The organism is Alteromonas sp. 5NW40-0090 (assembly GCF_057552975.1).
This window is the reverse complement of sequence record NZ_BAAJLT010000009.1, coordinates 1-24,034: the sequence shown is the minus strand read 5'-3', so window position 1 is coordinate 24,034 and position 24,034 is coordinate 1. Positions and strand designations below refer to the sequence as shown.

Annotated in this window: 22 protein-coding genes; 15 read left to right on the top strand and 7 right to left on the bottom strand. The window is 44.5% G+C overall.

Features of this window, described 5'->3' with window-relative positions; translation table 11 throughout:
* The first annotated feature begins 141 nt into the window (after positions 1–141).
* From cmk to pyrF, 7 genes are all read left to right on the top strand, one after another.
* The gene (gene cmk / locus AC27KT_RS12255; protein WP_014976668.1) at positions 142–813 is read left to right on the top strand and encodes a (d)CMP kinase; all 672 of its coding nucleotides are present in this window, start codon (positions 142–144) and stop codon (positions 811–813) included.
* Between the two features lie 118 nt (positions 814–931).
* Positions 932–2,602 (top strand): 30S ribosomal protein S1, encoded by a 1,671-nt coding sequence (gene rpsA / locus AC27KT_RS12250; protein ID WP_487130323.1) that lies wholly within the window; start codon positions 932–934, stop codon positions 2,600–2,602.
* 76 nt (positions 2,603–2,678) lie between these two features.
* Positions 2,679–2,966 carry an integration host factor subunit beta gene (gene ihfB, locus AC27KT_RS12245; RefSeq protein WP_014949641.1) on the top strand — a complete coding sequence of 96 codons (288 nt, stop codon included), beginning with the start codon at positions 2,679–2,681 and terminating at the stop codon, positions 2,964–2,966.
* Positions 2,967–3,162: 196 nt separating this feature from the next.
* On the top strand, positions 3,163–5,505 hold the full coding sequence (locus tag AC27KT_RS12240) for a PilZ domain-containing protein (RefSeq protein WP_487130320.1): 2,343 nt from the start codon (positions 3,163–3,165) through the stop codon (positions 5,503–5,505).
* Between the two features lie 78 nt (positions 5,506–5,583).
* Positions 5,584–5,841 (top strand): LapA family protein, encoded by a 258-nt coding sequence (locus tag AC27KT_RS12235; protein ID WP_487130680.1) that lies wholly within the window; start codon positions 5,584–5,586, stop codon positions 5,839–5,841.
* Entirely contained in the window at positions 5,841–7,010 is a 1,170-nt protein-coding gene (gene lapB, locus AC27KT_RS12230) for a lipopolysaccharide assembly protein LapB (RefSeq protein ID WP_014949638.1), read from the top strand. Before AC27KT_RS12235 ends, lapB begins: the two co-directional genes overlap by 1 nt.
* Before the next feature lie 6 nt (positions 7,011–7,016).
* Complete coding sequence (pyrF, locus tag AC27KT_RS12225; RefSeq protein ID WP_487130318.1) at positions 7,017–7,715, top strand: orotidine-5'-phosphate decarboxylase; 699 nt, start codon at positions 7,017–7,019, stop codon at positions 7,713–7,715.
* Positions 7,716–7,870: 155 nt separating this feature from the next.
* Here pyrF and ald read toward each other — a convergent pair whose 3' ends face one another.
* Positions 7,871–9,004: an alanine dehydrogenase gene (gene ald, locus AC27KT_RS12220; protein WP_487130316.1), complete on the bottom strand. Its 1,134-nt coding sequence runs from the start codon at positions 9,002–9,004 to the stop codon at positions 7,871–7,873.
* A 184-nt stretch (positions 9,005–9,188) separates the two neighbouring features.
* Between ald and lrp the strand changes: the two genes are divergently transcribed.
* The 8 genes from lrp (at position 9,189) to AC27KT_RS12180 (ending at position 20,789) form a co-directional block, all read left to right on the top strand.
* Positions 9,189–9,674, top strand: coding sequence for a leucine-responsive transcriptional regulator Lrp (gene lrp, locus AC27KT_RS12215; protein WP_014949635.1), 486 nt, complete (start codon positions 9,189–9,191; stop codon positions 9,672–9,674).
* Positions 9,675–9,961: 287 nt separating this feature from the next.
* On the top strand, positions 9,962–12,751 hold the full coding sequence (locus AC27KT_RS12210; protein WP_487130313.1) for a DNA translocase FtsK: 2,790 nt from the start codon (positions 9,962–9,964) through the stop codon (positions 12,749–12,751).
* A gap of 16 nt (positions 12,752–12,767) precedes the next feature.
* Positions 12,768–13,514: an outer membrane lipoprotein periplasmic chaperone LolA gene (gene lolA, locus AC27KT_RS12205; protein WP_487130311.1), complete on the top strand. Its 747-nt coding sequence runs from the start codon at positions 12,768–12,770 to the stop codon at positions 13,512–13,514.
* Entirely contained in the window at positions 13,501–14,808 is a 1,308-nt protein-coding gene (locus AC27KT_RS12200) for a replication-associated recombination protein A (RefSeq protein WP_487130309.1), read from the top strand. The genes lolA and AC27KT_RS12200 overlap by 14 nt, the downstream gene beginning before the upstream one ends.
* Before the next feature lie 75 nt (positions 14,809–14,883).
* A complete protein-coding gene (gene crcB, locus AC27KT_RS12195) occupies positions 14,884–15,267 on the top strand; it encodes a fluoride efflux transporter CrcB (RefSeq protein ID WP_487130307.1) in 384 nt (127 codons plus the stop codon).
* A gap of 10 nt (positions 15,268–15,277) precedes the next feature.
* Positions 15,278–16,573: a serine--tRNA ligase gene (gene serS, locus AC27KT_RS12190; RefSeq protein WP_487130305.1), complete on the top strand. Its 1,296-nt coding sequence runs from the start codon at positions 15,278–15,280 to the stop codon at positions 16,571–16,573.
* Between the two features lie 486 nt (positions 16,574–17,059).
* Positions 17,060–19,966: a TonB-dependent receptor plug domain-containing protein gene (locus AC27KT_RS12185; protein ID WP_487130303.1), complete on the top strand. Its 2,907-nt coding sequence runs from the start codon at positions 17,060–17,062 to the stop codon at positions 19,964–19,966.
* Positions 19,967–20,075: 109 nt separating this feature from the next.
* Positions 20,076–20,789: an SOS response-associated peptidase family protein gene (locus AC27KT_RS12180; RefSeq protein ID WP_487130301.1), complete on the top strand. Its 714-nt coding sequence runs from the start codon at positions 20,076–20,078 to the stop codon at positions 20,787–20,789.
* 76 nt (positions 20,790–20,865) lie between these two features.
* Here the strand turns inward: AC27KT_RS12180 and AC27KT_RS12175 are convergent, their stop codons facing one another.
* From AC27KT_RS12175 to AC27KT_RS12150, 6 genes are all read right to left on the bottom strand, one after another.
* Positions 20,866–21,303 (bottom strand): host attachment protein, encoded by a 438-nt coding sequence (locus AC27KT_RS12175; RefSeq protein WP_487130299.1) that lies wholly within the window; start codon positions 21,301–21,303, stop codon positions 20,866–20,868.
* A 361-nt stretch (positions 21,304–21,664) separates the two neighbouring features.
* Positions 21,665–22,012, bottom strand: a complete 348-nt coding sequence (locus tag AC27KT_RS12170; protein ID WP_487130297.1) for a TusE/DsrC/DsvC family sulfur relay protein — start codon at positions 22,010–22,012, stop codon at positions 21,665–21,667.
* The gene (locus AC27KT_RS12165; protein WP_487130295.1) at positions 22,009–22,341 is read right to left on the bottom strand and encodes a hypothetical protein; all 333 of its coding nucleotides are present in this window, start codon (positions 22,339–22,341) and stop codon (positions 22,009–22,011) included. Before AC27KT_RS12165 ends, AC27KT_RS12170 begins: the two co-directional genes overlap by 4 nt.
* Positions 22,341–22,709, bottom strand: a complete 369-nt coding sequence (locus tag AC27KT_RS12160; protein ID WP_487130293.1) for a DsrE family protein — start codon at positions 22,707–22,709, stop codon at positions 22,341–22,343. The genes AC27KT_RS12165 and AC27KT_RS12160 overlap by 1 nt, the downstream gene beginning before the upstream one ends.
* A complete protein-coding gene (gene tusD, locus AC27KT_RS12155) occupies positions 22,709–23,098 on the bottom strand; it encodes a sulfurtransferase complex subunit TusD (RefSeq protein ID WP_487130291.1) in 390 nt (129 codons plus the stop codon). The genes AC27KT_RS12160 and tusD overlap by 1 nt, the downstream gene beginning before the upstream one ends.
* 55 nt (positions 23,099–23,153) lie before the next feature.
* Positions 23,154–23,819, bottom strand: coding sequence for a Bax inhibitor-1/YccA family protein (locus AC27KT_RS12150; RefSeq protein ID WP_487130289.1), 666 nt, complete (start codon positions 23,817–23,819; stop codon positions 23,154–23,156).
* Between the last annotated feature and the right edge of the window lie 215 nt (positions 23,820–24,034).

Sequence of the window (24,034 nt, the reverse complement as noted above, 5' to 3'; positions counted from 1 at the left end):
AGCGCTATAGCCTCTGTAGCCCAATTATTCTAAGCGATTTATTCTAATGTCCAATGCCGCCACTAAGAGGCGGCATTGCTTATCTCTCACTAAAGCGTATAATTGCGCGCGATTTTTAGTAATTTAAATGATGGAGCAGGTATGCATTCCACACCCGTAGTCACGGTTGACGGTCCTAGTGGTGCTGGCAAAGGTACATTGAGTAGCTTGCTGGCAAAAAAATTAGGGTGGCACTTTCTAGATAGCGGCGCAATTTACCGCGTATTAGCAGTTGCTGCACTACACCACGACCTTCCGTGTGATGATGAAGAATGTGTTGTTCCTCTAGCAACCGGTCTTGATGTTAGTTTCGAGACGAATGGCGATACCACTCGCATTATTTTGGAAGGCGAAGACGTTACTGACGATATTCGCACCGAAGAAGTTGGCGCCGTGGCGTCAAAAGTTGCGGCATTACCCCGGGTTCGCGAAGCACTACTTCGCAGACAGCGCGCTTTCCAACAAGATCCTGGTCTTGTTGCTGACGGTCGCGACATGGGGACTGTGGTATTTCCTGATGCGCCTGTAAAGATTTTCCTTACAGCAAGCGCAGAAGCCCGTGCTGAGCGACGCTATAGCCAGTTGAAAGCGAAGGGCATGGATGTTAATATTGCGCGCCTTTTAACCGATATCAAGGCAAGAGACGAGCGCGATACACAACGTGCAGTGGCTCCTTTGGTACCGGCACAAGATGCAGTAATTATAGATTCAACGGACTTGGATATTGACCAAGTCTTTGAAAAAGCGATGGATATTATTTCCTCACGCCTTTAATGACGAGAGCTGATCGCATCCAAAGCAGTGTTGCTACAGGAAGTGGCGACTAATTTTAATAACCCCGCGTTATCCGGATAAGAAGCGTGGATATCAACTTAAAAGTTATTTGAGACTTATGACTGAAAATTTTGCACAACTTTTTGAAGAAAGCTTACAAGAACTAGAAACACGTCCTGGTTCAATTGTAAAAGGTACTGTTGTTTCTATCGACAAAGACATCGTTCTTGTTGATGCAGGCTTGAAATCAGAAAGTGCTATCCCAGCTGACCAATTCAAAAACGCTGAAGGCGAACTAGAAATCGCTATCGGTGACGAAGTAGACGTAGCACTAGATGCAGTTGAAGATGGTTTCGGTGAAACTATTCTTTCTCGCGAAAAAGCGAAGCGTCACGAAGCGTGGGTTGAGCTGGAAAAAGCTTACGAAGATAAAGTTACAATTAAAGGCGTTATCAACGGTAAGGTTAAAGGCGGTTTCACTGTTGAAGTTAACAGCGTACGCGCGTTTCTACCTGGTTCTCTTGTTGACGTACGTCCAGTACGTGACACTACGCACCTTGAAGGCAAAGAGCTTGAATTTAAAGTTATCAAGCTAGATGCTAAGCGTAACAACGTTGTTGTTTCTCGTCGTGCAGTTATCGAAGCAGAAAGCAGCCAAGAGCGTGAAACGCTTCTTGCTAACCTTGAAGAAGGTCATGAAATCAAGGGTATCGTTAAGAACCTTACCGATTACGGTGCGTTCGTTGACCTTGGTGGCGTAGACGGTCTTCTACACATCACTGATATGGCTTGGAAGCGCGTTAAGCACCCAAGTGAAATCGTGAATGTTGGTGACGAAATCAATGTTAAAGTACTTAAGTTCGACAAAGAGAAGCAGCGTGTTTCTCTTGGTATGAAGCAAATGGGCAACGATCCATGGCAAGAAATTGCGTCTCGTTACCCAGAAGGTACTAAGATCAACGGTCAGGTTACTAACCTTACTGACTACGGCTGCTTCGTTGAAATCGAAGACGGTGTTGAAGGTCTTGTACACGTTTCTGAAATGGATTGGACTAACAAGAACATCCACCCATCTAAAGTTGTTAACCTAGGTGACACTGTAGATGTAATGGTTCTTGAAATTGACGAAGAGCGTCGTCGTATTTCTCTAGGTCTTAAGCAATGCATTGCTAACCCTTGGGAAACATTTGCTGAGTCACACGAAAAAGGTGACAAGGTATCTGGTAAGATCAAGTCAATCACTGACTTCGGTATCTTCATCGGTCTTGACGGCGGCATCGACGGTCTAGTTCACCTTTCTGACATCAGCTGGAACAAGTCTGGTGAAGACGCGGTTCGCGACTACAAGAAAGGCGACGAAATCTCTGCAGTTGTACTACAAGTCGACCCAGAGCGTGAGCGTATCTCTCTTGGCGTTAAGCAAATCGAAGAAGATCCTTTCAACAAGTATCTGACAGATAACAAGAAAGGTGCTATCGTTACTGGTACAGTAACAGCAGTAGATGCGAAAGGCGTTACTGTAAACCTAGCTGAAGAAGTTGACGGCTACATCCGCGTTGCAGATCTTGCTGTAGAGCGTGTTGAAGACGCAACAGAAGCGGCAAGCGTTGGTGATAGCATCGAAGCGAAGTTCATGGGCGTTGACCGTAAGAACCGCACTGTTAACCTATCTGTTAAAGCGAAAGATCAGGCTGACGAAAAAGAAGCTATCGATAAAGTTAACCAGCAAGAAGATGTTGGTTTCGCTAACGCGATGGCAGAAGCATTTAAAGCTGCTAAAGGCGAATAATGCTTTTGGGGGTGTGCACCTGCACACCCAATTCGCGATAGCTGTTTAAACAATAATATTGACAATGAGGTTAAGCATGACCAAGTCTGAATTAATTGAACGGCTCGCGGATCAAGCGCGTCATATTCCGGCGAAAGAACTCGAACTGGCAATTAAGGAACTTCTAGAGCAAATGGCGCAAACGCTTCAAAAGGGCGAGCGTATTGAAATTAGAGGTTTCGGAAGTTTCTCTCTTCACTATCGCGCACCACGCGTTGGTAGAAACCCAAAAACGGGTGAGACAGTGAAACTTGACGGTAAGTATGTACCGCACTTCAAGCCTGGTAAAGAGCTTCGCGAAAGGGTAGACGCCTCAATCGCATAATTTATTTTTAAAAGCCGCTGAAAAGCGGCTTTTTTGTGCTTGATAATAAACATCTTCATATTTGGCATTAATCAATACCTAGCTTAAATTCACGAATATCCTGATATACTTTTGTTTAATTTTTAATACCTATTGACCACGACTTAAATAGGGTTATATATTATTCCGATAATAATAAACGGTATACATAGAAGTAATGTCAGCCGGCGACGAACAAGCAATAATAAAACAGTACCAGCCGCTCATTCGCGCGCTAATTCCTTATGAACAACAAAATAAGTTGTTAGAAGGAATTAACAAGTTTTCGAAGCGTTTGCCCAGTAGTGTCCGAAAAGTCGTCAAAGAAGAGGTGGTTCGGTTAACATCGTTAACTGACGCTCCTGCTGATAACTCTGCCTTCGCCCAATTCCCCGTAATGAAATTTAAGCACTTCGGTGTTCAGATGCGGCTTGATAAAGTTGGCGCACAGATCCTTAAAAACGAGACGTCGCTTTATCAAGATAGGTATACCGTTGGTGTGTTTGAGTCTGTAATGAACTCGGACTTTTACCAAAATCAAATAAAAAAAGAACAGTTCAAAAAAATAGTTGATGCATTTAACGTTGAAAGCCAATCGTTTACAGATATAGATTTTGGCGATGACATTGCTATCCGGCCTAACTTTACTATAACTTCCCCCGAGTTCGAAAAAGGTCGCCATTGCTCAATTAGCTCTATGTCACATAAAGGAATTAGTTTAGAGACGAAAAGGCCACCTAATGCATCCACCGGCGACATCATCACGTTTACCATTCCTGAAGTTAAAGGCCTAACCAAAGAGCCCACTGAAGTTACCCTTGAATTAGAGTCTGTAAAATACAATAAACATTTAGGGAAATATGAAACGTCGTTTAATTTTTTAGATGACGTCGATGAGGGGTTCTTAGCAACACTTAAACGTTACGTAGCGGTTACTGCCTATAAGCAACCACTACAGCGAGATTTAGAAATAGAACGTGCTATGCAAGAACTAGAGCGCGACCGAATACTCGAAAATAGCCCGTGGATGCCGGTATTTCTCGCGCCAGAGAAAAAGTCGCTCAAACCTATCATCGCTCTTTTTACCAAAGCTAATGTTGAACACAATGATGCGGACAAGCTACTGGCAAGTCTGCAAGATAAGCCTATATTCGAAACGTTAGTTGATGAGTTGCGAAAGTACAATGAAGCTTATGTATTTCACGGCAACATCAAAACCAAAAATGGCAACGTTCAGATTACCGCAACGCATAGGCAACTCCTTGCGCTCAAACAACTTAATGCGCTTGTGTATCTGCTTGCTAAAGGTGGTGACTTCATTTGTACTCACTGTCGACTTGATAGTGTCACCCGTGAAGATAAACAAAAAGCCTTTGCAATTCACGATATTGCTAGTAAGGAATTTGAACAGTTAGCTCAGATCTCGCATGTATTATATTGTAAGGACGTGTCTGCTTATCTCACAAATTTAACGCTTTCTGCTAAATGCGATTTTAAACCCTTATCTAAAACACTTAGGGCCAGCGGCAATAATTGGCGAATAGATTATGTCATGGAAGAAGACTTGGATAGGCGTAGTGAAACCCGCTACGTTATAGATAAGCCCGCTTCTATTAAAGTGGGCTTGCTTACCTCCCTTGATGCCCGAGTTGCCGATTTAAGTGCAAGCGGTATGAAGTTGACGGTTGCGCCCCATAGCGACCTGCAGAAAGAAATTCGCGTATCTGTACCGGAACTGAAAATTAAAGGCGAAAAATACAAGGTCGTACATTACCAGGCTGATATGGGCGTTGTAAGGTTGTGTCTTGTAGAAGATACGCGTAAGGCGAAAGTGAGTTCTAGTGTCGACCACATGGTGGAAGAAAATACCGCCTATTTTAAAGTAAGAGATATTGCTCGTATTCAGCGTTCAACACATCGTTACATCTGGGAGTTGGCGGTAAGACATATGCCGTCGTTATCAGTACTTTGTGTAATGAATCGTTTTACTCTCGACCGGCTAAAAACCGTTTACCAAAGTGATGCCTCCGACGATCTTTATCCGTTTTCTCGGACCCAAAATATCATCCCCCTGCACGGCTTTTTTGCAGACAAAGGTCAGGCTAAGCCCAAGTCACAAATTTTAGAAGCCATGTTTAAGGAAACCTCTGAGCAAGCCTTAGTGGTCCATTGCGTAAGAAAGAGCGACAGCCGTCTTGTATACATAAAAGAACGCGACTTTTTGTTCTCTAAGCTACGTATGCAAATCAAAACCCAGTTGGATGAAGAAAAAATCCAGCTTAGTGCAACTGACGTTACGGCAATACGCTGCCATGGTGCAATCACGCCATTAACTAAAAAGAGACTTGCACAGTTATCGAAGCTAGACAAAGCCATGTACGATAAGCTTGAAACTATGCAAGCAGGTTACACTCACTGCATCTTCATCACGAATATGTCTGCGCTCCACCATGATTTAGTGGTAGACAACCTCATAGCAAAACCTCAGCGCCATGAACTGGAAAGTGAAGGCGCAGCTTAAATTTCCCTTACGCTTTTAGTGTTATCTCTTTTCGCATTTTGCTATTCTTGTAAATAAATCAATAAAAAGGGTTGAGTGTTGAAAGGGCTCCTAGCGTTTCTTATCATCTTGGTGCTACTTGCCATCGCATTTGTGATTGGCTCTCAAAATGAAGCACAAGTAACAATTAATTATCTAATTGCTCAGGCGAATCTTCGTCTATCGACATTGATAGCGATCACACTTTCAATAGGCGTGGGGATCGGCATTTTAATCATGTTAATGAGTTGGCTAAAGTTACGTGTTCAGTTAATGTCTGCGCAATCTAAAATACAGAGTTTGGAACAAGAACACTAATGCTCGAACTGCTGTTTCTCCTTTTACCTGTTGCGGCAGGGTACGGTTGGATAATGGGCCGAAATAGTGTCCGTCAAGCGCAGCGAAAACAGTCAAGTATCCTATCTAAGCATTATTATAAAGGCCTGAATTTTTTACTTTCAGACCAACCTGATAAAGCTGTTGATACGCTAATTAAAATGATTAACGTAAACAGCGATACGGTGGAAACTCATATTGCAATGGGCAGTTTTTTCCGTCATCGCGGAGAAATTGACCGCGCGATCAAAGTTCACCAAAATTTAGTGAGTCGTGACGAACTCCAGCCCGCACAGCGAGAAAATGCGCTTCGGGAGCTTGGCCACGATTATACGCAAGCAGGCTTTCTAGAGCGTGCGGAAAATGCCTTTCTTCAACTGCTTAACAGCGATAAACATTACCTTGTAGCTCAACAGCAACTTTTCAGTATCTACCAGACCACGAAAGAGTGGGAACGAGCCATCGAATTGGCCGAGCGTATGGTGCAATGTCATGGCGACAATGATGATCTGTGCGAACGTTTAGCCCATTTTTATTGTGAACAGGCATCGGTTGAGTTGAAAAACGATAGCCAAGGGGCGGCATTGACCTTATTACAAAAAGCGGTAAACGCCGACGAACATGCGGTTAGGCCGTGGCTTATGTTAGGTGATATAGCGCTTGACCAAAAACGCTTTACTGATGCCAACGCGTACTTTACGCAAGTGGCCGAACGCGATATCAACTGGTTCAGTGAAGCTGTGCCTAGCCTAGAGAAAATTGCCGAAGAGACAGATGACTGGGAAAGTTTTCAAAAAAACTTAGAAGCACACTGGCAAGAATGTGCTACGTCCTATTTAGCCATGGTTGATGTGCTGATGAAGCGCGGTGAAACGGCACAGGCGGCTGAATACTTACTTGAGCAACTTCGCAAGCGCCCGACTATGCGCGGTTTTAAAACCCTCATGGGGCTTTATATAGATCAGCTTTCAGATAAAACCACGGCTGATAGCTTACGCTTACTTAAAGAATTGGTGGAAAAGCAAATGTTACAGCGCCCTAAATATCGCTGTGGCAGCTGTGGCTTTTCCGGTCGAAAATTATATTGGTTATGCCCTAGCTGTAAAAAGTGGGGCGTAGTAAAACCTATTAAAGGGCTAGACGGAGAATAAAAGAACATGCATGACCCACGCGTTATTGTTGCATTAGACTATGACAATAAAGACACTGCATTGGCGTTTGTTGATAAATTAGATTCAAGCTTATGCAAGCTAAAAGTGGGCAAGGAGATGTTCACCTTATTTGGACCGGAATTCGTAAAAGCGCTAGTAGCTAAAGGCTTTGACGTTTTCTTGGACCTTAAATTCCACGACATTCCAAACACTGTAGCGAAAGCGTGTAAAGCAGCGGCAGAGCTTGGTGTGTGGATGGTAAATGTACATGCGTCAGGCGGTTTACCAATGATGCAAGCGGCTAAAGAGGCGATTGCAACAAGCAGCAATCCACACACTAAGCTTATTGCGGTTACCGTACTTACCAGTATGGACGAAGCGCAACTGGCTGACGTGGTAAGCGGCGTAACACCAGAGCAACAAGTACTGCGCTTGGCAGCGTTAACAGAAAAAGCCGGATTAGACGGCATTGTCTGTTCTGCGCAGGAGGCCAGTGCACTACGTGAAAGACACAGAGACGAATTTCTTCTAGTTACCCCAGGTATTCGCCCTGTGGGGGCTGATGCGGGGGATCAAAAACGGGTTATGACGCCACCTGATGCAATGAAGGCGGGCGTGAGTTATTTGGTTATGGGGCGACCTATCACTAAAGCAGAAGACCCTATTGCTGTATTAAAAGCTGTAAACGAATCAATAAACGGTTAGCACTACATCAGAAATCTTCTGTATAGCCAGTTATCAAGGGTTCAGATACAAAAAAGCTCGGATGTGATGTTCACATACCGAGCTTTTTTTAGTCCATTTTATAAGGCTAATTATTCACAAGAGTAGCCTAAAACTAGGAAATTAAAAGAAAAAGCCTATTCGCCTTTAAGTGCTACTTCAGCGGGTGTATAGGTTAAGCCTAGTTCTTCACCTAGAGCGTCAACAACGGCTTTGTAAGTTACTTTACCCTCGTGCACGTTTAGACCGTTAAGCAAGTGCTTGTCTTCTAGCATAGCTTTCGCTGGGCCTTTGTTCGCAAGTGCTAAGCCAAATGGCAATGTAGCGTTGTTAAGTGCCATTGTAGAAGTACGCGCAACGCCCCCAGGCATGTTTGCAACACAGTAATGAACCACGTCATCAACAATGTAAACTGGGTCTTGGTGCGTGGTGGCTTTAGAGGTTTCAAAACATCCACCTTGGTCGATAGCAACGTCAACAAGCACTGAACCAGGCTTCATGGCTTTAATTTGTTCGCGTGTAAGTAGCTTAGGTGCTGCTGCACCAGGGATAAGTACTGCACCAACAACAAGGTCAGCTTTTGAAGAGTAGTGCTCAATAGCGTCAACGGTAGAGTAAACGGTTTTAACTTGACCGTTAAAGATATCATCGATTTGACGAAGACGAGGAAGCGAGCGGTCAAGAATAGTAACGTCAGCACCAAGGCCTAGTGCCATTTTTGCTGCGTTAGTGCCCACAACACCACCACCAATAACTAATACTTTGCCTGGCGCAACGCCTGGAACGCCACCAAGAAGTGTTCCACTGCCGCCGTGTGCTTTTTCAAGGTAATGCGCACCTGCTTGAACAGACATACGGCCTGCTACTTCACTCATTGGTGCAAGTAATGGAAGGCCACCACGGTCATCGGTTACTGTTTCATAAGCAATACACGTAGCACCCGACTCAACAAGCAGCTTAGTTTGTGTAGGATCAGGAGCTAGGTGTAGGTAAGTGTAAAGGGTCTGACCTTTACGAAGCATTTTACACTCGTTAGGCTGAGGCTCTTTTACTTTTACAATCATTTCCGCTTCAGCAAACACTTGCTCAGCCGTTGACGCAATGGCTGCGCCTGCTTCGACATACATTTCGTTAGTGAAACCTATTGCGTCACCTGCGTTAGTTTCTACTAAAACGCTATGACCGTGGCTAATAAACTCTTTTACAGCTGCTGGCGTCAAGCCAACACGGTATTCGTGGTTCTTAATTTCTTTTGGTACACCAACTAACATGTATAGTCCTCAATTTACAGTGAGCTTCTAAGTGGCTCTGGTTGAACTTTTGATTGAAAGTGTTCGGCTTTGAAGCACGTGAACATATTTGCGGAGTATACGTGATAAAAAAACGAACTATCTGCTGAATAACGAGCGTTTGTAGCATATAATTCTTCAAAGAGATGCTTTTAAGATATTTTATATGCTGGTAAAGACACCAAAACACCTAGACCGAATAGACAGGAATATTCTGGTACAGTTACAGAAAAACGGGCGGATATCGAACGTCGAACTTGCTAAAGAAGTGGGATTAAGCCCTAGTCCTTGTCTCGAAAGAGTGAAGAGGCTGGAGGCACAGGGCTATATAAAAGGATATCATGCTGTCGTTGACCCAGAAAAGCTCGGCGCAGCCATGCTTGTCTTTGTAGAGATTACGTTAACGAAAACATCGGTAGATATCTTTGCAGAATTTTCTGCTGCGGTAAAACTACATGATGATATACAAGAGTGCCACTTAGTGTCTGGAGATTTCGACTTCTTATTAAAGGCGCGTGTTGCCGATATGGGCAGCTACCGGAAATTGCTAGGTGATACCTTGTTACGTTTACCGGGCGTAAGCGAGTCGCGGACATACGTCGTAATGGAAGAAGTAAAAAGCACATCGTCGCTGCGCATTAATTTGAAGTAATGAAAGCGTGGCTCAATAGCGTATTTTTGTGGTAGGCTGTGCAAAAATACAGTGTTTGTGCGCAGCGAAGCAATCGTTGTGTTCAATAAACGTAGGGTAGGGGAGCAATTCATATTTTCATTATTATGTTCAGCTACTTACCGAAAATTAAATAATTAATAATTATCTAGGGATTGCAAAGAGTTCGCTAAGCTCTTTGCTGCGTTTAGCGCAAAAGTGATACGTGTAGGCTAATGCCGATTGTCTATACGACTTCATGCGATAGAATTTTAAGGTTTTTTAGGGTTATGGCGCGATTAACAGGTGTTCAGCGAGTGTGGGAAGCAGGCATGATTATCGCCTGTGTTTTCGCCTTCTTCTTATTGCTGGCACTAGTATCTTTTCATCCAGGTGACCCAGGTTGGAGTCAGGCTGGTTTACAACTAGACATACACAACTGGGTAGGCGCAACAGGAGCATGGGTTGCAGATTTGCTGTTGTTTTCATTTGGCTTTCTTGCTTATCTTCTGCCATTCGGTTCTGCTTTCTTAGGCTGGTTCTTGTTTCAACACATCAAAGAACTAGACGAATTCGATTATCTCACCATTGGTTTACGGATCATTGGAGGGTTGTTAATGGCGCTGGGCGCTACGGGTATCGCAAGTATTAATTTCGATGATATCTACAACTTTTCAGCAGGCGGTTTTGTCGGTGACGTCATTAGTTCGGCGCTTATACCGTATTTTAATACTGCTGGAACGATCCTATTGTTGCTTTGCTTTTTCTGTACCGGCTTTACTCTATTAACAGGTATTAGCTGGCTTACCATTATCGATAGATTAGGGGAAGGGACACTATGGTTGGGTCGCAAGAGCCTGTCAGCACCTCAAAGTTTGTTAGCACTTGAAATGCCGCGTTTGGCGTTAGCCAATAAGTCTTCCAACCAAGAAAGTTCTGACGGCGCGGAGTTGGATATTACCAGTATGCGGGCAGAGCCCTTGGCGTCTCCTCCACAGGTTCAAGCACAGCAAGCGCAAAAGACAAGACCGACTCGCAGTGAACCTAACTTCGGTATCGACGAAGTCGAAGATGAACCGCCATTTTATACCTATAACAGAGACGAATCTGTTCAGAATACGTTGAATCATGAAACTGATGAAGAGGAAAATGATACCGCATCAGTTGACAGTAATAGTGAAACCAAGAAGTCGGCTTTTTCTCTATCGGGCATGCGCGAAGCGGTTACGGGTAGCTTGAAAGATAAAGTAGGTTTGGGCAAATCCGGTCAAGAGGAGCCAACGCATTCTTCCAGTGAAAGCGCTCAATATGAACATAACCAGCAGCATCAACAAAGCCCGCATATCAATTTTGACGATTTAGAGGAGTTTGATGAAGACCTGCCTTACGAAACAGGAAGTAAGCCCGTAGCGTCGACAAACAAGACGGCTCTCTCAGCAGATGGTAGTCAGTCTTCAGCGTCGGCTGCTGATACGCAACCTACGCACACGCAAGGTGATGCTCAAGGTGCAGCTCAGGCATTTGCCCCAGCTGCACTTGGAGCCAAACCAGTTAAAGCTAAAGCAGGGCAAATAGACCCTGACTTGCCACCTATGCCGTCGTTTGATTTGCTTGAACGCGCCGACAAACATGAAAACCCGCTTACGCCGGAAGAGATTGAGGGCATTTCTCGCCTAGTTGAAGAAAAGCTAGCTGATTTCAATATTGAAGCCACGGTAGTGGGTGTGTACCCAGGGCCTGTAATTACGCGCTTTGAACTAGACCTAGCGCCTGGCGTTAAAGTGAGCAAAATTACAGGGTTATCGAAAGACTTAGCCCGTGCAATGTCAGCTATTTCAGTTCGTGTAGTTGAGGTTATTCCGGGTAAGTCAGTAATTGGTTTAGAACTGCCAAATAAAAAACGTGAAATGGTGCGTTTGAGCGAAGTGATTAGCTGCGATACGTTTCAGTCAAATAAGTCGCCATTAACCATGGTGTTGGGTGCAGACATATCAGGTCAGCCAGTCGTGGTCGATTTAGCCAAGATGCCGCACCTTTTGGTTGCGGGTACTACAGGGTCAGGTAAATCTGTGGGTGTGAATGTGATGATCTTGAGTTTGCTCTATAAGAGCACGCCTGAAGACGTTCGCATGATCATGATTGACCCCAAAATGCTTGAGCTTTCGGTTTATGAGGGTATACCGCATTTACTTGCTGAAGTGGTTACTGACATGAAAGAAGCGGCAAATGCGCTTCGTTGGTGCGTAGGTGAAATGGAGCGTCGTTATCGTCTAATGAGCGCCCTTGGTGTGCGTAACCTCAAAGGTTATAACGCGAAAGTAGAAGAAGCCATTGCTAACGGCACGCCAATAAAAGATCCGCTTTGGAAGAACGAAGAAAGTATGGATGCTGAAGCGCCAGACTTAGCTAAGCTTCCTGCTATTGTGGTTGTGGTCGATGAATTCGCCGACATGATGATGATTGTGGGCAAAAAAGTAGAAGAGCTAATTGCGCGTATTGCGCAGAAAGCGCGTGCTGCCGGTATTCACCTTATTCTAGCTACCCAGCGTCCGTCTGTAGATGTTATTACTGGTTTGATCAAAGCGAACATTCCAACCCGCTGTGCGTTCCAAGTTTCCAGTAAAATAGACTCAAGAACTATACTTGACCAACAGGGTGCAGAGACCTTGTTAGGTATGGGGGACATGCTTTACCTACCACCAGGAAGCCCAGTACCAACCCGTGTTCACGGCGCGTTTGTTGACGATCACGAAGTACACGCGGTAGTGGCTGACTGGCAAAAACGCGGTGAGCCGGAATACATTGATGAAATTCTTAATGGGGAAGCAACCGCTGAGGTGCTACTGCCAGGTGAGCAGCCCGAGGGCGAAGACCAAGAATTCGATGCATTCTACGATGAAGCTGTAGCGTTTGTTACCGAAACTCGTCGGGCGAGTGTCTCGAGCGTACAACGTAAATTCAGAATTGGTTACAACCGTGCTGCACGCTTAGTTGAACAAATGGAAATGAGTGGTGTCGTAAGTGCACAGGGGCATAACGGAAACCGTGAGGTGCTTGCACCGCCGCCCCACAAAGAATAACGAATGGATTGAATAAATGAAGAAAGCAGTTTCGGTTTATTTTATAAGCGCATTAGCCGCTGGCGGACTAACCCTGAATGCTACCAGCGCATCGGCAGAATTAACTACTAAAAGCAGCGTAGACACCACAGGCCAAGTGCTTCAAGAAGGTGTTGGTGCCTCGGTGAGTTCATCGCTGCAAGCCCTATTAAGCAATATGAAACAGTTTCGTGCAGGCTTCGACCAAACAGTGGTAGACGCGCAGCAAAATGTGGTGCACGAGGCCCAGGGCACGCTAACCATGACCCGTCCCAATAAACTTCGCTGGGAAACTACATTTCCTGATGAAACTTTGTTGGTAGCTGATGGTGATGCAGTTTGGAATGTGGATAACTTTGTAGAGCAGGTGACGGTGCTTTCTCAAGATAATGCGATTAAGGATAACCCTATCGTTTTGCTTACATCGACGGATGAAGCAATCTGGTCGAAGTTTTCTATCAGCCAAATGAGCAGCGGTGTATCTACCAACAATTTGGCAAGTGGTATCAATAACGATAATGCCTTGCAAAGTTATCAAATCACACCAAAAGAAGAAGGCGGTCAAATTCTCACGCTTACTTTAACCTTCAATCAAGACAATGAGCTCGCTTTGCTTAATATGCTTGATGCACAACAGCAAATCAGCACGTTAGTGTTCAATAATATTGAGACTCGCTTTCCAGTGCCAGCCGACACCTTTTCAGTTGATATTCCAGATAGCTTCATAGTTGATGACCAACGTTAATCAAGAGTTCGCGCCGCTGGCGGCGCGAATGCGCCCAGTTTCCATCGAACAGTACAGCGGACAAGACCATTTACTTGGTGAAGGCAAGCCACTTCGTAAAATGTTAGAGGCGGGTCACTGTCATTCTATGATTTTGTGGGGGCCGCCGGGTACAGGAAAAACTACTCTTGCGGAGCTTATCGCTCAGTACACTAATGCAACTGTTTTACGTATTTCAGCCGTAACATCTGGGGTGAAAGACATCAGGGCCGCTATGGACACGGCGGAAGAAAACGCCCGCTACAATCAGCGAACGTTGCTTTTTGTAGATGAAGTTCACAGGTTCAATAAGAGCCAGCAAGATGCGTTTTTGCCATTTGTTGAATCAGGTGTCGTCACCTTTATTGGTGCAACGACAGAAAACCCCTCATTTGAATTAAATAAAGCGCTTTTATCTCGAGTCCGTGTTTACGTGCTAAAAACACTTGAACAACACGCGTTATCTGAACTAGTCGATAGAGCGCTGAGCGATAGCGAAAAAGGCCTTGGCGACAGAGCTCTTGGCATTGAAGAAATAGCAAAAAACGCCCTTATAGATTTGAGCGGTGGCGATGCCCGCCGTCTTCTCACGTATTTGGAACTAGCTGCAGACTTCACAAGCGCAAGGGACATTACCGTCAGTGATATTGAACATGCGGTAGGCGAGAAAGTAGCTAGCTATGATAATAAAGGCGATACCTTTTACGACCTCATTTCAGCGTTTCATAAATCCGTAAGAGGCTCAGATCCAGACGCAGCTCTTTACTGGTATGCAAGAATTCTCGATGGCGGTGGTGACGCGCTATATGTGGGAAGACGTCTTCTAGCTATCGCGTCGGAAGATATTGGCAACGCCGACCCAAGGGCTATGCAGCTATGTATCAATGCCTGGGACACGTATCACCGTGTAGGGCCCGCAGAGGGTGAACGCGCTATTGCACAGGCTGCGGTATATTGCGCGTTAGCTGCAAAAAGTAACGCTGTTTATATGGCATTTAACGAAGCCAAAGCACTGGCGCGCAAGACCTCAGATGCGCCGGTTCCCATGCATTTGCGTAATGCGCCTACCTCGCTGATGAAAGAACTAGGTCACGGCGATAGTTACCGTTATGCGCACAACGAGCCAAATGCCTTCGCAGCGGGTGAATCTTACTTTCCTGAGAACCTTACTGGTACTCGCTTATACAACCCCAATGAGCGAGGTTTAGAAAAATCCCTGAAAGCCAAGCGTGAATTTCTCGATTCACTTAATGCGAGAAGTAACAATAAAAGGTAAAGTTGCACAGATACACCTCCACTAATTCAAAGACCATGGATTAGTTCATAAAAAGAACGTGCTAGGGAGTTTTTCGTGCCTCAAGGGTTAGCTTTGTATTGTTTTATTGCCGCTGGCGGGGCAACTGGTGCCTGTTTACGTTATTTTGTTACTACAAGTGTTGATTCCTTATTTGGAAAACACATGCCGTTTGGTACACTAGCGGTGAATGTGGTTGGGTCGTTTGCACTCGCGTTACTGTACGGAATTATTGAACGTCACGAATTAAGCGACTCTCCTTACCGTGCGCTCATTGGTGTAGGCTTATTAGGTGCCTTTACTACATTCTCAACATTTTCTGTTGAAACCTTAACTTTATTAGAAAACGGGTTGTGGCTTAAAGCCGCGGCAAATGTATTTCTTAACGTTGGCGCTTGCTTAATAGCAGGTTGGCTGGCCATTCAATTAATGAAAGGATAATTAGAAACACATGTTAGATCCAAAGTGTTTGCGAAGCGATATAGAACAAACAGCTAAGCGATTAGCTGCCCGTGGTTTTAACCTCGATGTAGCAGCTTTCAGTTCGCTTGAAGAAAAAAGAAAAACACTTCAGTCCAGAACACAGGATCTGCAAAACGAGCGTAACGTACGAAGTAAATCCATTGGTAAAGCAAAAGCGCAGGGCGAAGATATTGCACCGCTATTGGCTGAAGTGGGTAAGCTTGGTGACGAGCTTGACGCCGCTAAAGCGGAACTTAGCGAACTGTTGGAAGAAATTAACACCCTTACGCAAGGCATTCCTAATTTGCCGCATGAGTCTGTACCTGAAGGCGAGAACGAAAACGACAACGTGGAAATTTCCCGATGGGGCGAGCCTCGTACGTTTGATTTTGAAGTTAAAGATCATGTTGATGTGGCTGAAGGCTTAAACAACGGCTTAGATTTCGCCACCGCAAGTAAGCTTACGGGAAGCCGCTTTGTAGTGATGCGCGGCGATATTGCTCGCCTAAATCGTGCAATTGCTCAGTTCATGCTAGATACCCATACACAAGAGCACGGCTACCAAGAGATGTATGTGCCTTACTTGGTTAATGCTGACAGCCTTTATGGTACAGGTCAGCTGCCTAAATTTGGTGAGGATCTATTTCACACCAAGCCAGCAACTGAAGAAGGACAGGGGCTTAGCCTAATTCCAACGGCGGAAGTTCCTCTAACTAATATTGCACGCGATGAAATATTAGATGCTAAAACACTGCCTGTGAAAATGACAGCACATACGCCTTGCTTCCGCTCAGAAGCTGGTTCGTACGGTCGTGATACCCGTGGCCTTATTCGTCAGCATCAGTTCGACAAGGTAGAACTTGTACAGTTAGTTAAGCCGGAAGAGAGCTTTGACGCGCTAGAAGCACTTACAGGACACGCCGAAGTTATTCTTCAAAAGCTAGAATTACCTTACCGTAAAGTGTTGCTATGTACGGGTGATATGGGCTTTGGCGCATGTAAAACCTATGACTTAGAAGTTTGGCTACCAGCACAAAATACTTATCGCGAAATATCTTCTTGTTCAAACATGCTGGATTTCCAAGCGCGACGTATGCAGGCGCGATTCCGTAACCCTGAGACGAATAAACCCGAACTGCTACACACACTGAATGGTTCTGGTTTGGCCGTAGGGCGTACTCTTGTTGCCATTTTAGAGAATAACCAGCAAGCAGACGGAAGCGTTACGATCCCAAAAGCTCTAGTGCCTTATATGGCAGGGCAGGAAGTGATTAAGGCTTCTTAGCGAGCTATTTATGGAGCACATTAACTGGGCTCCGCCTCAAAACAGAGGCCTTCATAAGCTATAACTCATACAAAATCCGACATTGCAATTCAGTGTCGGATTTTTTCATTCTCCACCCTGTATAAAAATCTATACTTTTCGTCTTTGAATTAGTGATGTGCCCTAAAAAGATCTGCTTAGATTAAATATATTTAATATATTCAAAAGCTTATAAATATATCTTCACGCGAATTAAGTTGTTTCAAATTGTAAATAAACATTTGTTTTCGGCAAAAATACCATGCTTTTCATGCACTAATGTCATTATTTACATTTCTTTACATGGCTTATACTTTTGGCTAATGTTCGGCAGGCGTAATAAAAAGAAATATTCAGCTTACTTACACGTAGAAAAAATCGAATCATAAATTAACAAAAATGTTTGGGGGATATGGGAGATATCCGTCTTGGAATTTCCATATCCTCAAAAAGTTTCAGGGAACACACATGTTTAAGAAAAACCTCATTACCACAGCGTTGCGAAATGCAGCGTTGGTTGGTCTTGTAGGCTCAATTGCCTATCCAGTTTTAGCACAAGAAACTCCTGTAGATGAGGAGTCAGTTGAAAAAATCAAAGTGACAGGCTCGCGTATTAAGCGCGCAGAGCTTTCTACGCCAGCGCCGATTGTTTCAGTAAGTGCTGAAGAAATTAAGCGTTTCGGTACGCCTGATCTAGGTAGTATTCTTGCTGAACTTCCTGCAATTGCAGCAGGTTCAACGCTAATCGGCAACAATAATAGTAACGCTAATGCTGGGCTTAGCTCGCCGGATTTACGCTCTTTGGGTGAAAACAGAACGCTTACGCTTGTTAACGGCAAACGTCACGTGGCAGGCTCACCATTTTCAAATGCGGTAGACACAGGTTCAATTCCTGCCGCGATGATTGAGCGAATTGAAGTTATTACTGGTGGTGCGTCAGCTATTTACGGTTCAGATGCGGTATCAGGTGTAATCAACGTCATCCTTAGAGACGACTATGAGGGTCTAGAGTTTAGATTCGATGGAACTACAGACCTTGAAGGCGTTGGGAACAGAACGAATAATTTCAGTGCACTATACGGCCACACAACAGAAGATGGCAGGGGTAATATCACCTTCTTCGCTGAAAAAAACAACATTAACCAAGTTATGGAACCTGACCTTCAACAAGCAGCCGCATGGGGAACGGTTGTAAACCCATTAGATACGGGAGAGAATGACGGCATTGCAGATAGACTACGTGTTCCGTTCGTTGGTTCAGAGATGATCAACCAGTTCGGCGTTATTAACCCATTTGGTGGTGGTCCTAGAATCACGTTTATGCCAGACGGCACGCCTATGGATCAAGTTAGTCGCCTGGAAAGTAATAGTTTTGCGTTTGGTAGTTTCGATCAACGTTACGACTCTGTTTTCTTTGGTGAAGACTATGTCAACTACATCCCAGACCAAGAAACTGTCACTCTAGCAAGCACGTTTCGCTATGACATTACAAACAATGTTCGTTTTTATGGCGACGTTAAACACGTAGACAAGAAGATTGAACAGCAATTTCAGCCGTCTTTCCGCTTTGGTAATGTATTTGTAGACGTAGAAGACAACGCATTTTTGGACAGCTCTACACGTTCACGCCTTCTAAATGGCGGTCAATCAGTGGCAGAAATTTCACGCTTCTTTACTGATATTGGTAATCGAACAGCGTCTAACGACCGTGAACTCTTTCGTTTCATTGGTGGTTTTGAAGGTTATTTCTCGCTAAGCGATACTGAGTTCGATTACGACGTGTACTACACGCGTGGTGAAGTGTCGAACGTGCGCCGTACCTTGAACGATTTAATTCCCTCAAACTTCCTAGCCGCATTAGATTCGGTAATCGATCCGGAAACCGGGCAAGCAGCGTGCCGTAGCCAAGTGCCTGCGCTTCAGGGGGATGACTACGAAGATCCAGCATTGGTTAACCCAGAAAATTGTGCCCCGTTTAATCCGTTTGGTTTCGGTCAAGCAAGTACAGCTGCTGCAGACTTCATCGCTGGCGATGTACAACGCGAAGATGAAATCACTCAAGAAATGATTGGCGGAACTCTCGCATTTGACTCTGCTGAGTGGTTTGAGCTTCCTGGTGGCCCGTTAGGTATAGCTTTAGGCTACGAGTACCGTGAAGAAGAGGTAGAGACAACAACCGATGAATTAACGCAACAAGGCGTATTCACCAACGCTGCCACACCAAACTCTTTTGGTGGTTATGATGTTAGTGAGTTTTTCGTCGAACTTCGCCTACCGCTTCTTAGCGACGTTATGCTGGCTAAAGAACTGTCAGTTGATGCGGCGTATCGTACAGCAGATTACTCACATGCGGGTAGTGCAGATGCATGGCAAGTAGGCTTTATGTGGGCGCCAATTGAAGATGTGCGAATACGCGGTACCGTAGGTGAGGCGGTTCGTGCACCTAACGTTGATGAAGCATTTTCTCCTCAATCACCAGGTTTCGCAAATATTAACGACCCGTGTGATGCCGATAACATTAATGACGATCCTGATCGCGCGGCAAACTGCCTAGCACTTGGTATCCCTGCTGGTTTCGAAGCAAACGATAACGTAAGTATTGAAACAGTTTCTGGCGGTAACCCTGACCTGTTTTCTGAAAGCAGTGAATCAAAAACCGTAGGTGTTGTTTGGACCCCAGAATTCTTGGAAAACTTCTCTGTAACCCTAGATTTCTATGACATTGAAATTGAAGATGCGATTACGGAAGTTGGCGCACAAGATATTCTAGATAATTGTGTGGATGCAACGGGTGGCCCTGACGCGGGGTTCTGCTCTCAAATTGATCGAGACGAAAATAACGACGTTGCAGTTGTACGCTCTGGTTTCATTAACGCTTCTGCACTCAAAACGTCAGGCGTTGAATTCCAAATCCGCTATACCACTGAACTGGGTGATCTAGGTCTACCAGGTGAACTTCGCTTAAACCTTCAAGGGAATAAAGTGAACGAACTTGAAGAGTATGCGTTCCAAGACCGCCCAGATGAAATCAACGTAGAAGTTGGTGAGGTAGGTGACCCTGAGTATCAGTTCAGAACCATTGTTGATTATCGTCTTGATGAGTGGAATTTCAACTACACGAGTCGCTTTATTGACCGCTCTGCGTTATTTGACGTTTCACCAGGCGCTGATTCTCCGGAAGATGTGTCACCAGCCTATGTTGGAAGCATTTGGACTCATGACTTCAGCATTGAATATACCTACAACGAAAACGTTGATGTTTATGTGGGCTTAAGAAACGCTTTCAATAAAGTACCACCTGGCTACACGTTCAATCCGTTATATGACCTACTAGGTCGTAGATTGAATGCAGGCATTACTGTTCGCTTCGAATAAATACTGCTAAAAACTATGAGCCATCACCATACGTGATGGCTCTTTTTCTTTTATTCCCCTGAAAGTTTCTGTACTTTAGAGTAAATTCAGACTTTCGCTGGTGCTCGGCATGTGCGGATTTATACAACGTATAACTGATTCTCCGGACGTTATAGCGCTACTTGAAGAAGTGGGACTTACACAAACCATTCCGCTTTTCGTCAACGAATCTTCCACAACCAATGTCATGAACTTTTATCCCGCATTTGGAAACGCACCTGAACGACAAATTACCAATTTAATTGTGTCTGGTGATAGCACCATAGATGCGACATGGTGGTTTGATGCTAAGCCCGTTGGCAACACGTTAGAGGTTGGTAACAGAACAACATTTAACGCCCGAAACTTAGATAGCCCTTATTGGGGAAAGTTTATTCGTGAACGGCGGTCCATAGTCGTAGCAACGGCAATAGGCGAGTCTAACCCGGTTGGAAAAGGAAAAGCACATTATTTAATGAAGCCCACAAGCGGCGCCTTACTTATTGGCGCAGTATACCGGCGGTTTAGTAATGGGTTATTTTCATGTGCGGTGGTGACACGTCCTCCTATAGATGGCTTTAGTCAGTATCATGAAAAATCTATTCCCTGCTTTCTTCCTCACGATAGTCACGCTATTAATGCGTGGCTAACCGCTGACAAACATGGCTCGTTAAATGATGAGGTAGAGTATATTTTGAATAACCCTCGCATTTATACCGACCTTGAAGTCACGCGAGTAAAGACGTTCAAAAGCGCCGAGGCATTCGGTGAGGTTAATATGTTAAAAGCTAGCGGAAACCGCTAACTTTTAATTATAAGCGAGTAAGAGAAGGCGGCAATGACAACAACCGCCTGTGATAACCTCTGTGCTAAATAACGCTTTATTTAAGGTAAGAAAGCAACGTTTCCTCGTCCGCACCTAAAACATTCTTTTTCACTTCTTTATCGACCACATCCGAACACTGAGATGACATTCCGTTTCTCAATTTGCCAAGAAATCCTGGCCCACTAATAATATCTATTGAGCCTAGCGCACCTCGTTTACGCTCGCCATCCAGCCAGTCAGCAATGTCACTGGCAAATCGTTCATCTTCGAGTTCAGCGGCATCTTTTCGGTTCATACTATCAACGCCTGGCACCTGTGAAGCGGGCGCCGATTGTCTACCGGGTTTGTCCGAATAAATATCTTGGTCACTCGCGCCACTAAACTCGTTGTGCCATTTCTTTACTTCAACGAGTGCACTTCCGTGGTTGGTATAGGTGTAAGCTGTGGCGTTGTCGTGGTTGGCCACAATTACGTAGTGTTTCTGAACTGTCATACAGCCTCCTATGTCCATTTATGTAAAACATTCACGTTTAGGGTGTTCTCTAATGGCAAGTATGAAAAATGTGCCTAAAACTCGAGATAAAAACGCTAACGTAAGATAGGAGTAGCAATATCAACACCAAGACTAAAACTTTTAACAATAGCGTGATGTTTCTAATAGCTTCCTTGAATCAAGCTTCACACCGAGCGTCAACTAAACAAGTGCTTGAAGGGGAGGGGGAAGTGGGTTTAACCCTTGTCGATGCGCAACAATTGATACTGCGATGTGACGAAAGAGCAATCTTAAGAAATATGCGAAAGAGAAAAACGCTAGCAGTGAGTGCTAGCACTTTGAATATAATGTGTGACCGCCTTTATAAGCATTTCGCAGGTTTTGGTAAGCCGGAAAGTTTGGTGGCCTGCTTAGCAGGGCCTTTTTTAAAAAGTCGCTGCAGGTAACGGCTATTCCCTTTTTCTGGACCAAACTTGTTAGCCATGGCTTTCACCAAAGCACGAATCGCAGGGCTGGTTTCGTACTCTTCATAGAATGCGCGAACGAAGCGCACCACTTCCCAGTGGGCTTCGGTTAATTCAATGTTCTCTTCTTGCGCCAGTAACTCAACCATACCTTCTTCCCAAAGGGTATAGTCGAGTAAATACCCGGCTTTGTCTGTAGGGACCGCTTGCCCTTTATAATTGAAGCTATAGGTTTCTTGTGTCATGAAAGGGGTATCCAGTGCTGATTTTTTGCTGATATTGCAGCAAGTTCTTTGTGGGAAATTGGATTAAAATGTTCGGGAAGATTTGCGCCCCTAGTAGCCGCATCTGTACTCAAGAACGACAGGTTTAGCGTTGATTTTTCTTTTGCCGTGCCTTTTGTCGTGCTTTTTACCGTATTGGCTAGCTGCTCAAAAAACGCGGTGTTTAATGCAGGGGCATAAACGCCATCACCAACAAATACAACATAAGTAGAAGTCGATTGCTCATAAGAGGCTCCAATAAGCTGTTTGTATTCAGTGCTCAAATTTGGCGTTGAAATAGTAATAAGCATTAGAATGTCACCACATGGTCAACGCTTTTGATAAGCGTGACTTTTTCTTCTGGAGTTATCCACTCACAGTCTAACTCATCAACTAAACTGTTATTAGCAAGAACCTGTTCAATGTCGTAGGTATCTGCACTTGCTTTACACACAAAACACTCTTCGATATCGAAAAACGGCATGCTAGCTAAACGTTTGGTGTGATTTTTAAGTCCTTTGGTAGACGCAGCCTTAACAAGCTGCAGTACACCTTGGTTTTCAAAAAGCACTTTAACATCATGCCCATAGTTTGTTGCAGCAAGCGCAAAATCTAAACCGTCTTGGCTTTTAGCATTGGAAAAAGGGCTTTGCGTAAACCTAATAAGTAGTTGCGCCATTAGAATTGTACCAACCTGTTGCAATCATGGAGCGCAGTGAAGAACTCACCCAAGCCTGCTTGCTCGAAAGGCGCGGTTAAATTGGCCTGAGACAGCCCATTTTCTTTCGCCTCTAACTCACTCACAATACCTCGTTTAACGGCGGCGGTAATGCATACAAGTAATTTCACGTTGTGTTCAGACGCTAGAGTCTTCCAGCTATCAAGTATGAACAGCTCGTCACCCGTGTTTAGCATTAAGTTATTGGTGTGGTATACACCTTCGCTGTAAAAGAAAACGTTGTTTATTACATCACCATTATCGATTACACCTTGTGCAAAGGAGAGAGCGCGTAAGGCTGTATCGCCTTGAAACGGTGATGATGTGATAAGTACTGAATATTCTGCCATACAAATAAAAACACCCCGGTTAAGGGGTGTTTCTCTTTAAACCTTTAACGCTGTTTTAATCGTCGCCACCAAACGCACCTAAAAGGTGAAGGATAGACGTGAACAAGTTGTATATGTTCAAGTATAGCGAAACTGTTGCACGAATGTAGTTTGTTTCGCCACCGTGGATGATACGACTTGTATCAAACAAGATGAAACCTGACATAATAAACACAATCGCTGCACTGATTGCTAAGCTTACCGCTGGAACTGCGAAAAATAAGTTCGCAATTGCCGCAACAAGCACTACAACTAAGCCTACAACCAAGAAGCCGCCCATGAACGAGAAGTCTTTCTTAGTGGTTAACGCGTAGCCAGACAGCGCGAAGAATACAAGGGCTGTTGCACCTAGCGCTTCCATGATCAAGCCTGGACCCGCGACGCCTAAGTAGAAATTAAGCGTATAACCTAGTGATGCCCCCATTAAACCTGTGAATGCGAACACCCAGTAGATACCAGATGCTGAATCAGCTTTTTTCTGAACTACAAATAACGTAATAAAAGCGCCGATAGTCATAACAAGAGACATCATAGGAGAAATGCCTACCGCCATTGCTATGCCAGCACAAACCGCACTAAACGCCAGTGTCATCGCAAGCAGCATATAGGTGTTGCGTAGAACCTTGTTCGTCTGCAATACCGATGGTTGAGATGCACTTGAATACATCGAACGTTGATCCATTGTTTCCTCCAACAGGACTTATGATATGACCAAAATGGTACACAATTATTTAGTGTATGTTGTATGGGTTTTAGTTCCCATTTTCAAGTAGTTTCAGATGAAAATGGTGTCAGGTGAATATAAAAACATCTCTTATACGTGCTAAACAGTCTATTTGATTGAAATCTCGGCACTTAGACAACTTTTTTAATTTTTCGCTTTACAGTCATAAAAAT

What these genes read in the sequence shown, in the direction of transcription:
- AC27KT_RS12180 (WP_487130301.1), top strand. Translation starts at nt 20,076, where the DNA reads ATGTGCGGATTTATACAACGTATAACTGATTCTCCGGACGTTATAGCG.
- cmk (WP_014976668.1), top strand. Translation starts at nt 142, where the DNA reads ATGCATTCCACACCCGTAGTCACGGTTGACGGTCCTAGTGGTGCTGGC.
- tusD (WP_487130291.1), bottom strand. Translation starts at nt 23,098, where the DNA reads ATGGCAGAATATTCAGTACTTATCACATCATCACCGTTTCAAGGCGAT.
- AC27KT_RS12150 (WP_487130289.1), bottom strand. Translation starts at nt 23,819, where the DNA reads ATGGATCAACGTTCGATGTATTCAAGTGCATCTCAACCATCGGTATTG.
- lolA (WP_487130311.1), top strand. Translation starts at nt 12,768, where the DNA reads ATGAAGAAAGCAGTTTCGGTTTATTTTATAAGCGCATTAGCCGCTGGC.
- AC27KT_RS12175 (WP_487130299.1), bottom strand. Translation starts at nt 21,303, where the DNA reads ATGACAGTTCAGAAACACTACGTAATTGTGGCCAACCACGACAACGCC.
- AC27KT_RS12185 (WP_487130303.1), top strand. Translation starts at nt 17,060, where the DNA reads ATGTTTAAGAAAAACCTCATTACCACAGCGTTGCGAAATGCAGCGTTG.
- AC27KT_RS12160 (WP_487130293.1), bottom strand. Translation starts at nt 22,709, where the DNA reads ATGGCGCAACTACTTATTAGGTTTACGCAAAGCCCTTTTTCCAATGCT.
- AC27KT_RS12170 (WP_487130297.1), bottom strand. Translation starts at nt 22,012, where the DNA reads ATGACACAAGAAACCTATAGCTTCAATTATAAAGGGCAAGCGGTCCCT.
- rpsA (WP_487130323.1), top strand. Translation starts at nt 932, where the DNA reads ATGACTGAAAATTTTGCACAACTTTTTGAAGAAAGCTTACAAGAACTA.
- lapB (WP_014949638.1), top strand. Translation starts at nt 5,841, where the DNA reads ATGCTCGAACTGCTGTTTCTCCTTTTACCTGTTGCGGCAGGGTACGGT.
- serS (WP_487130305.1), top strand. Translation starts at nt 15,278, where the DNA reads ATGTTAGATCCAAAGTGTTTGCGAAGCGATATAGAACAAACAGCTAAG.
- pyrF (WP_487130318.1), top strand. Translation starts at nt 7,017, where the DNA reads ATGCATGACCCACGCGTTATTGTTGCATTAGACTATGACAATAAAGAC.
- AC27KT_RS12210 (WP_487130313.1), top strand. Translation starts at nt 9,962, where the DNA reads ATGGCGCGATTAACAGGTGTTCAGCGAGTGTGGGAAGCAGGCATGATT.
- ihfB (WP_014949641.1), top strand. Translation starts at nt 2,679, where the DNA reads ATGACCAAGTCTGAATTAATTGAACGGCTCGCGGATCAAGCGCGTCAT.
- ald (WP_487130316.1), bottom strand. Translation starts at nt 9,004, where the DNA reads ATGTTAGTTGGTGTACCAAAAGAAATTAAGAACCACGAATACCGTGTT.
- AC27KT_RS12200 (WP_487130309.1), top strand. Translation starts at nt 13,501, where the DNA reads ATGACCAACGTTAATCAAGAGTTCGCGCCGCTGGCGGCGCGAATGCGC.
- AC27KT_RS12165 (WP_487130295.1), bottom strand. Translation starts at nt 22,341, where the DNA reads ATGCTTATTACTATTTCAACGCCAAATTTGAGCACTGAATACAAACAG.
- AC27KT_RS12240 (WP_487130320.1), top strand. Translation starts at nt 3,163, where the DNA reads ATGTCAGCCGGCGACGAACAAGCAATAATAAAACAGTACCAGCCGCTC.
- lrp (WP_014949635.1), top strand. Translation starts at nt 9,189, where the DNA reads ATGCTGGTAAAGACACCAAAACACCTAGACCGAATAGACAGGAATATT.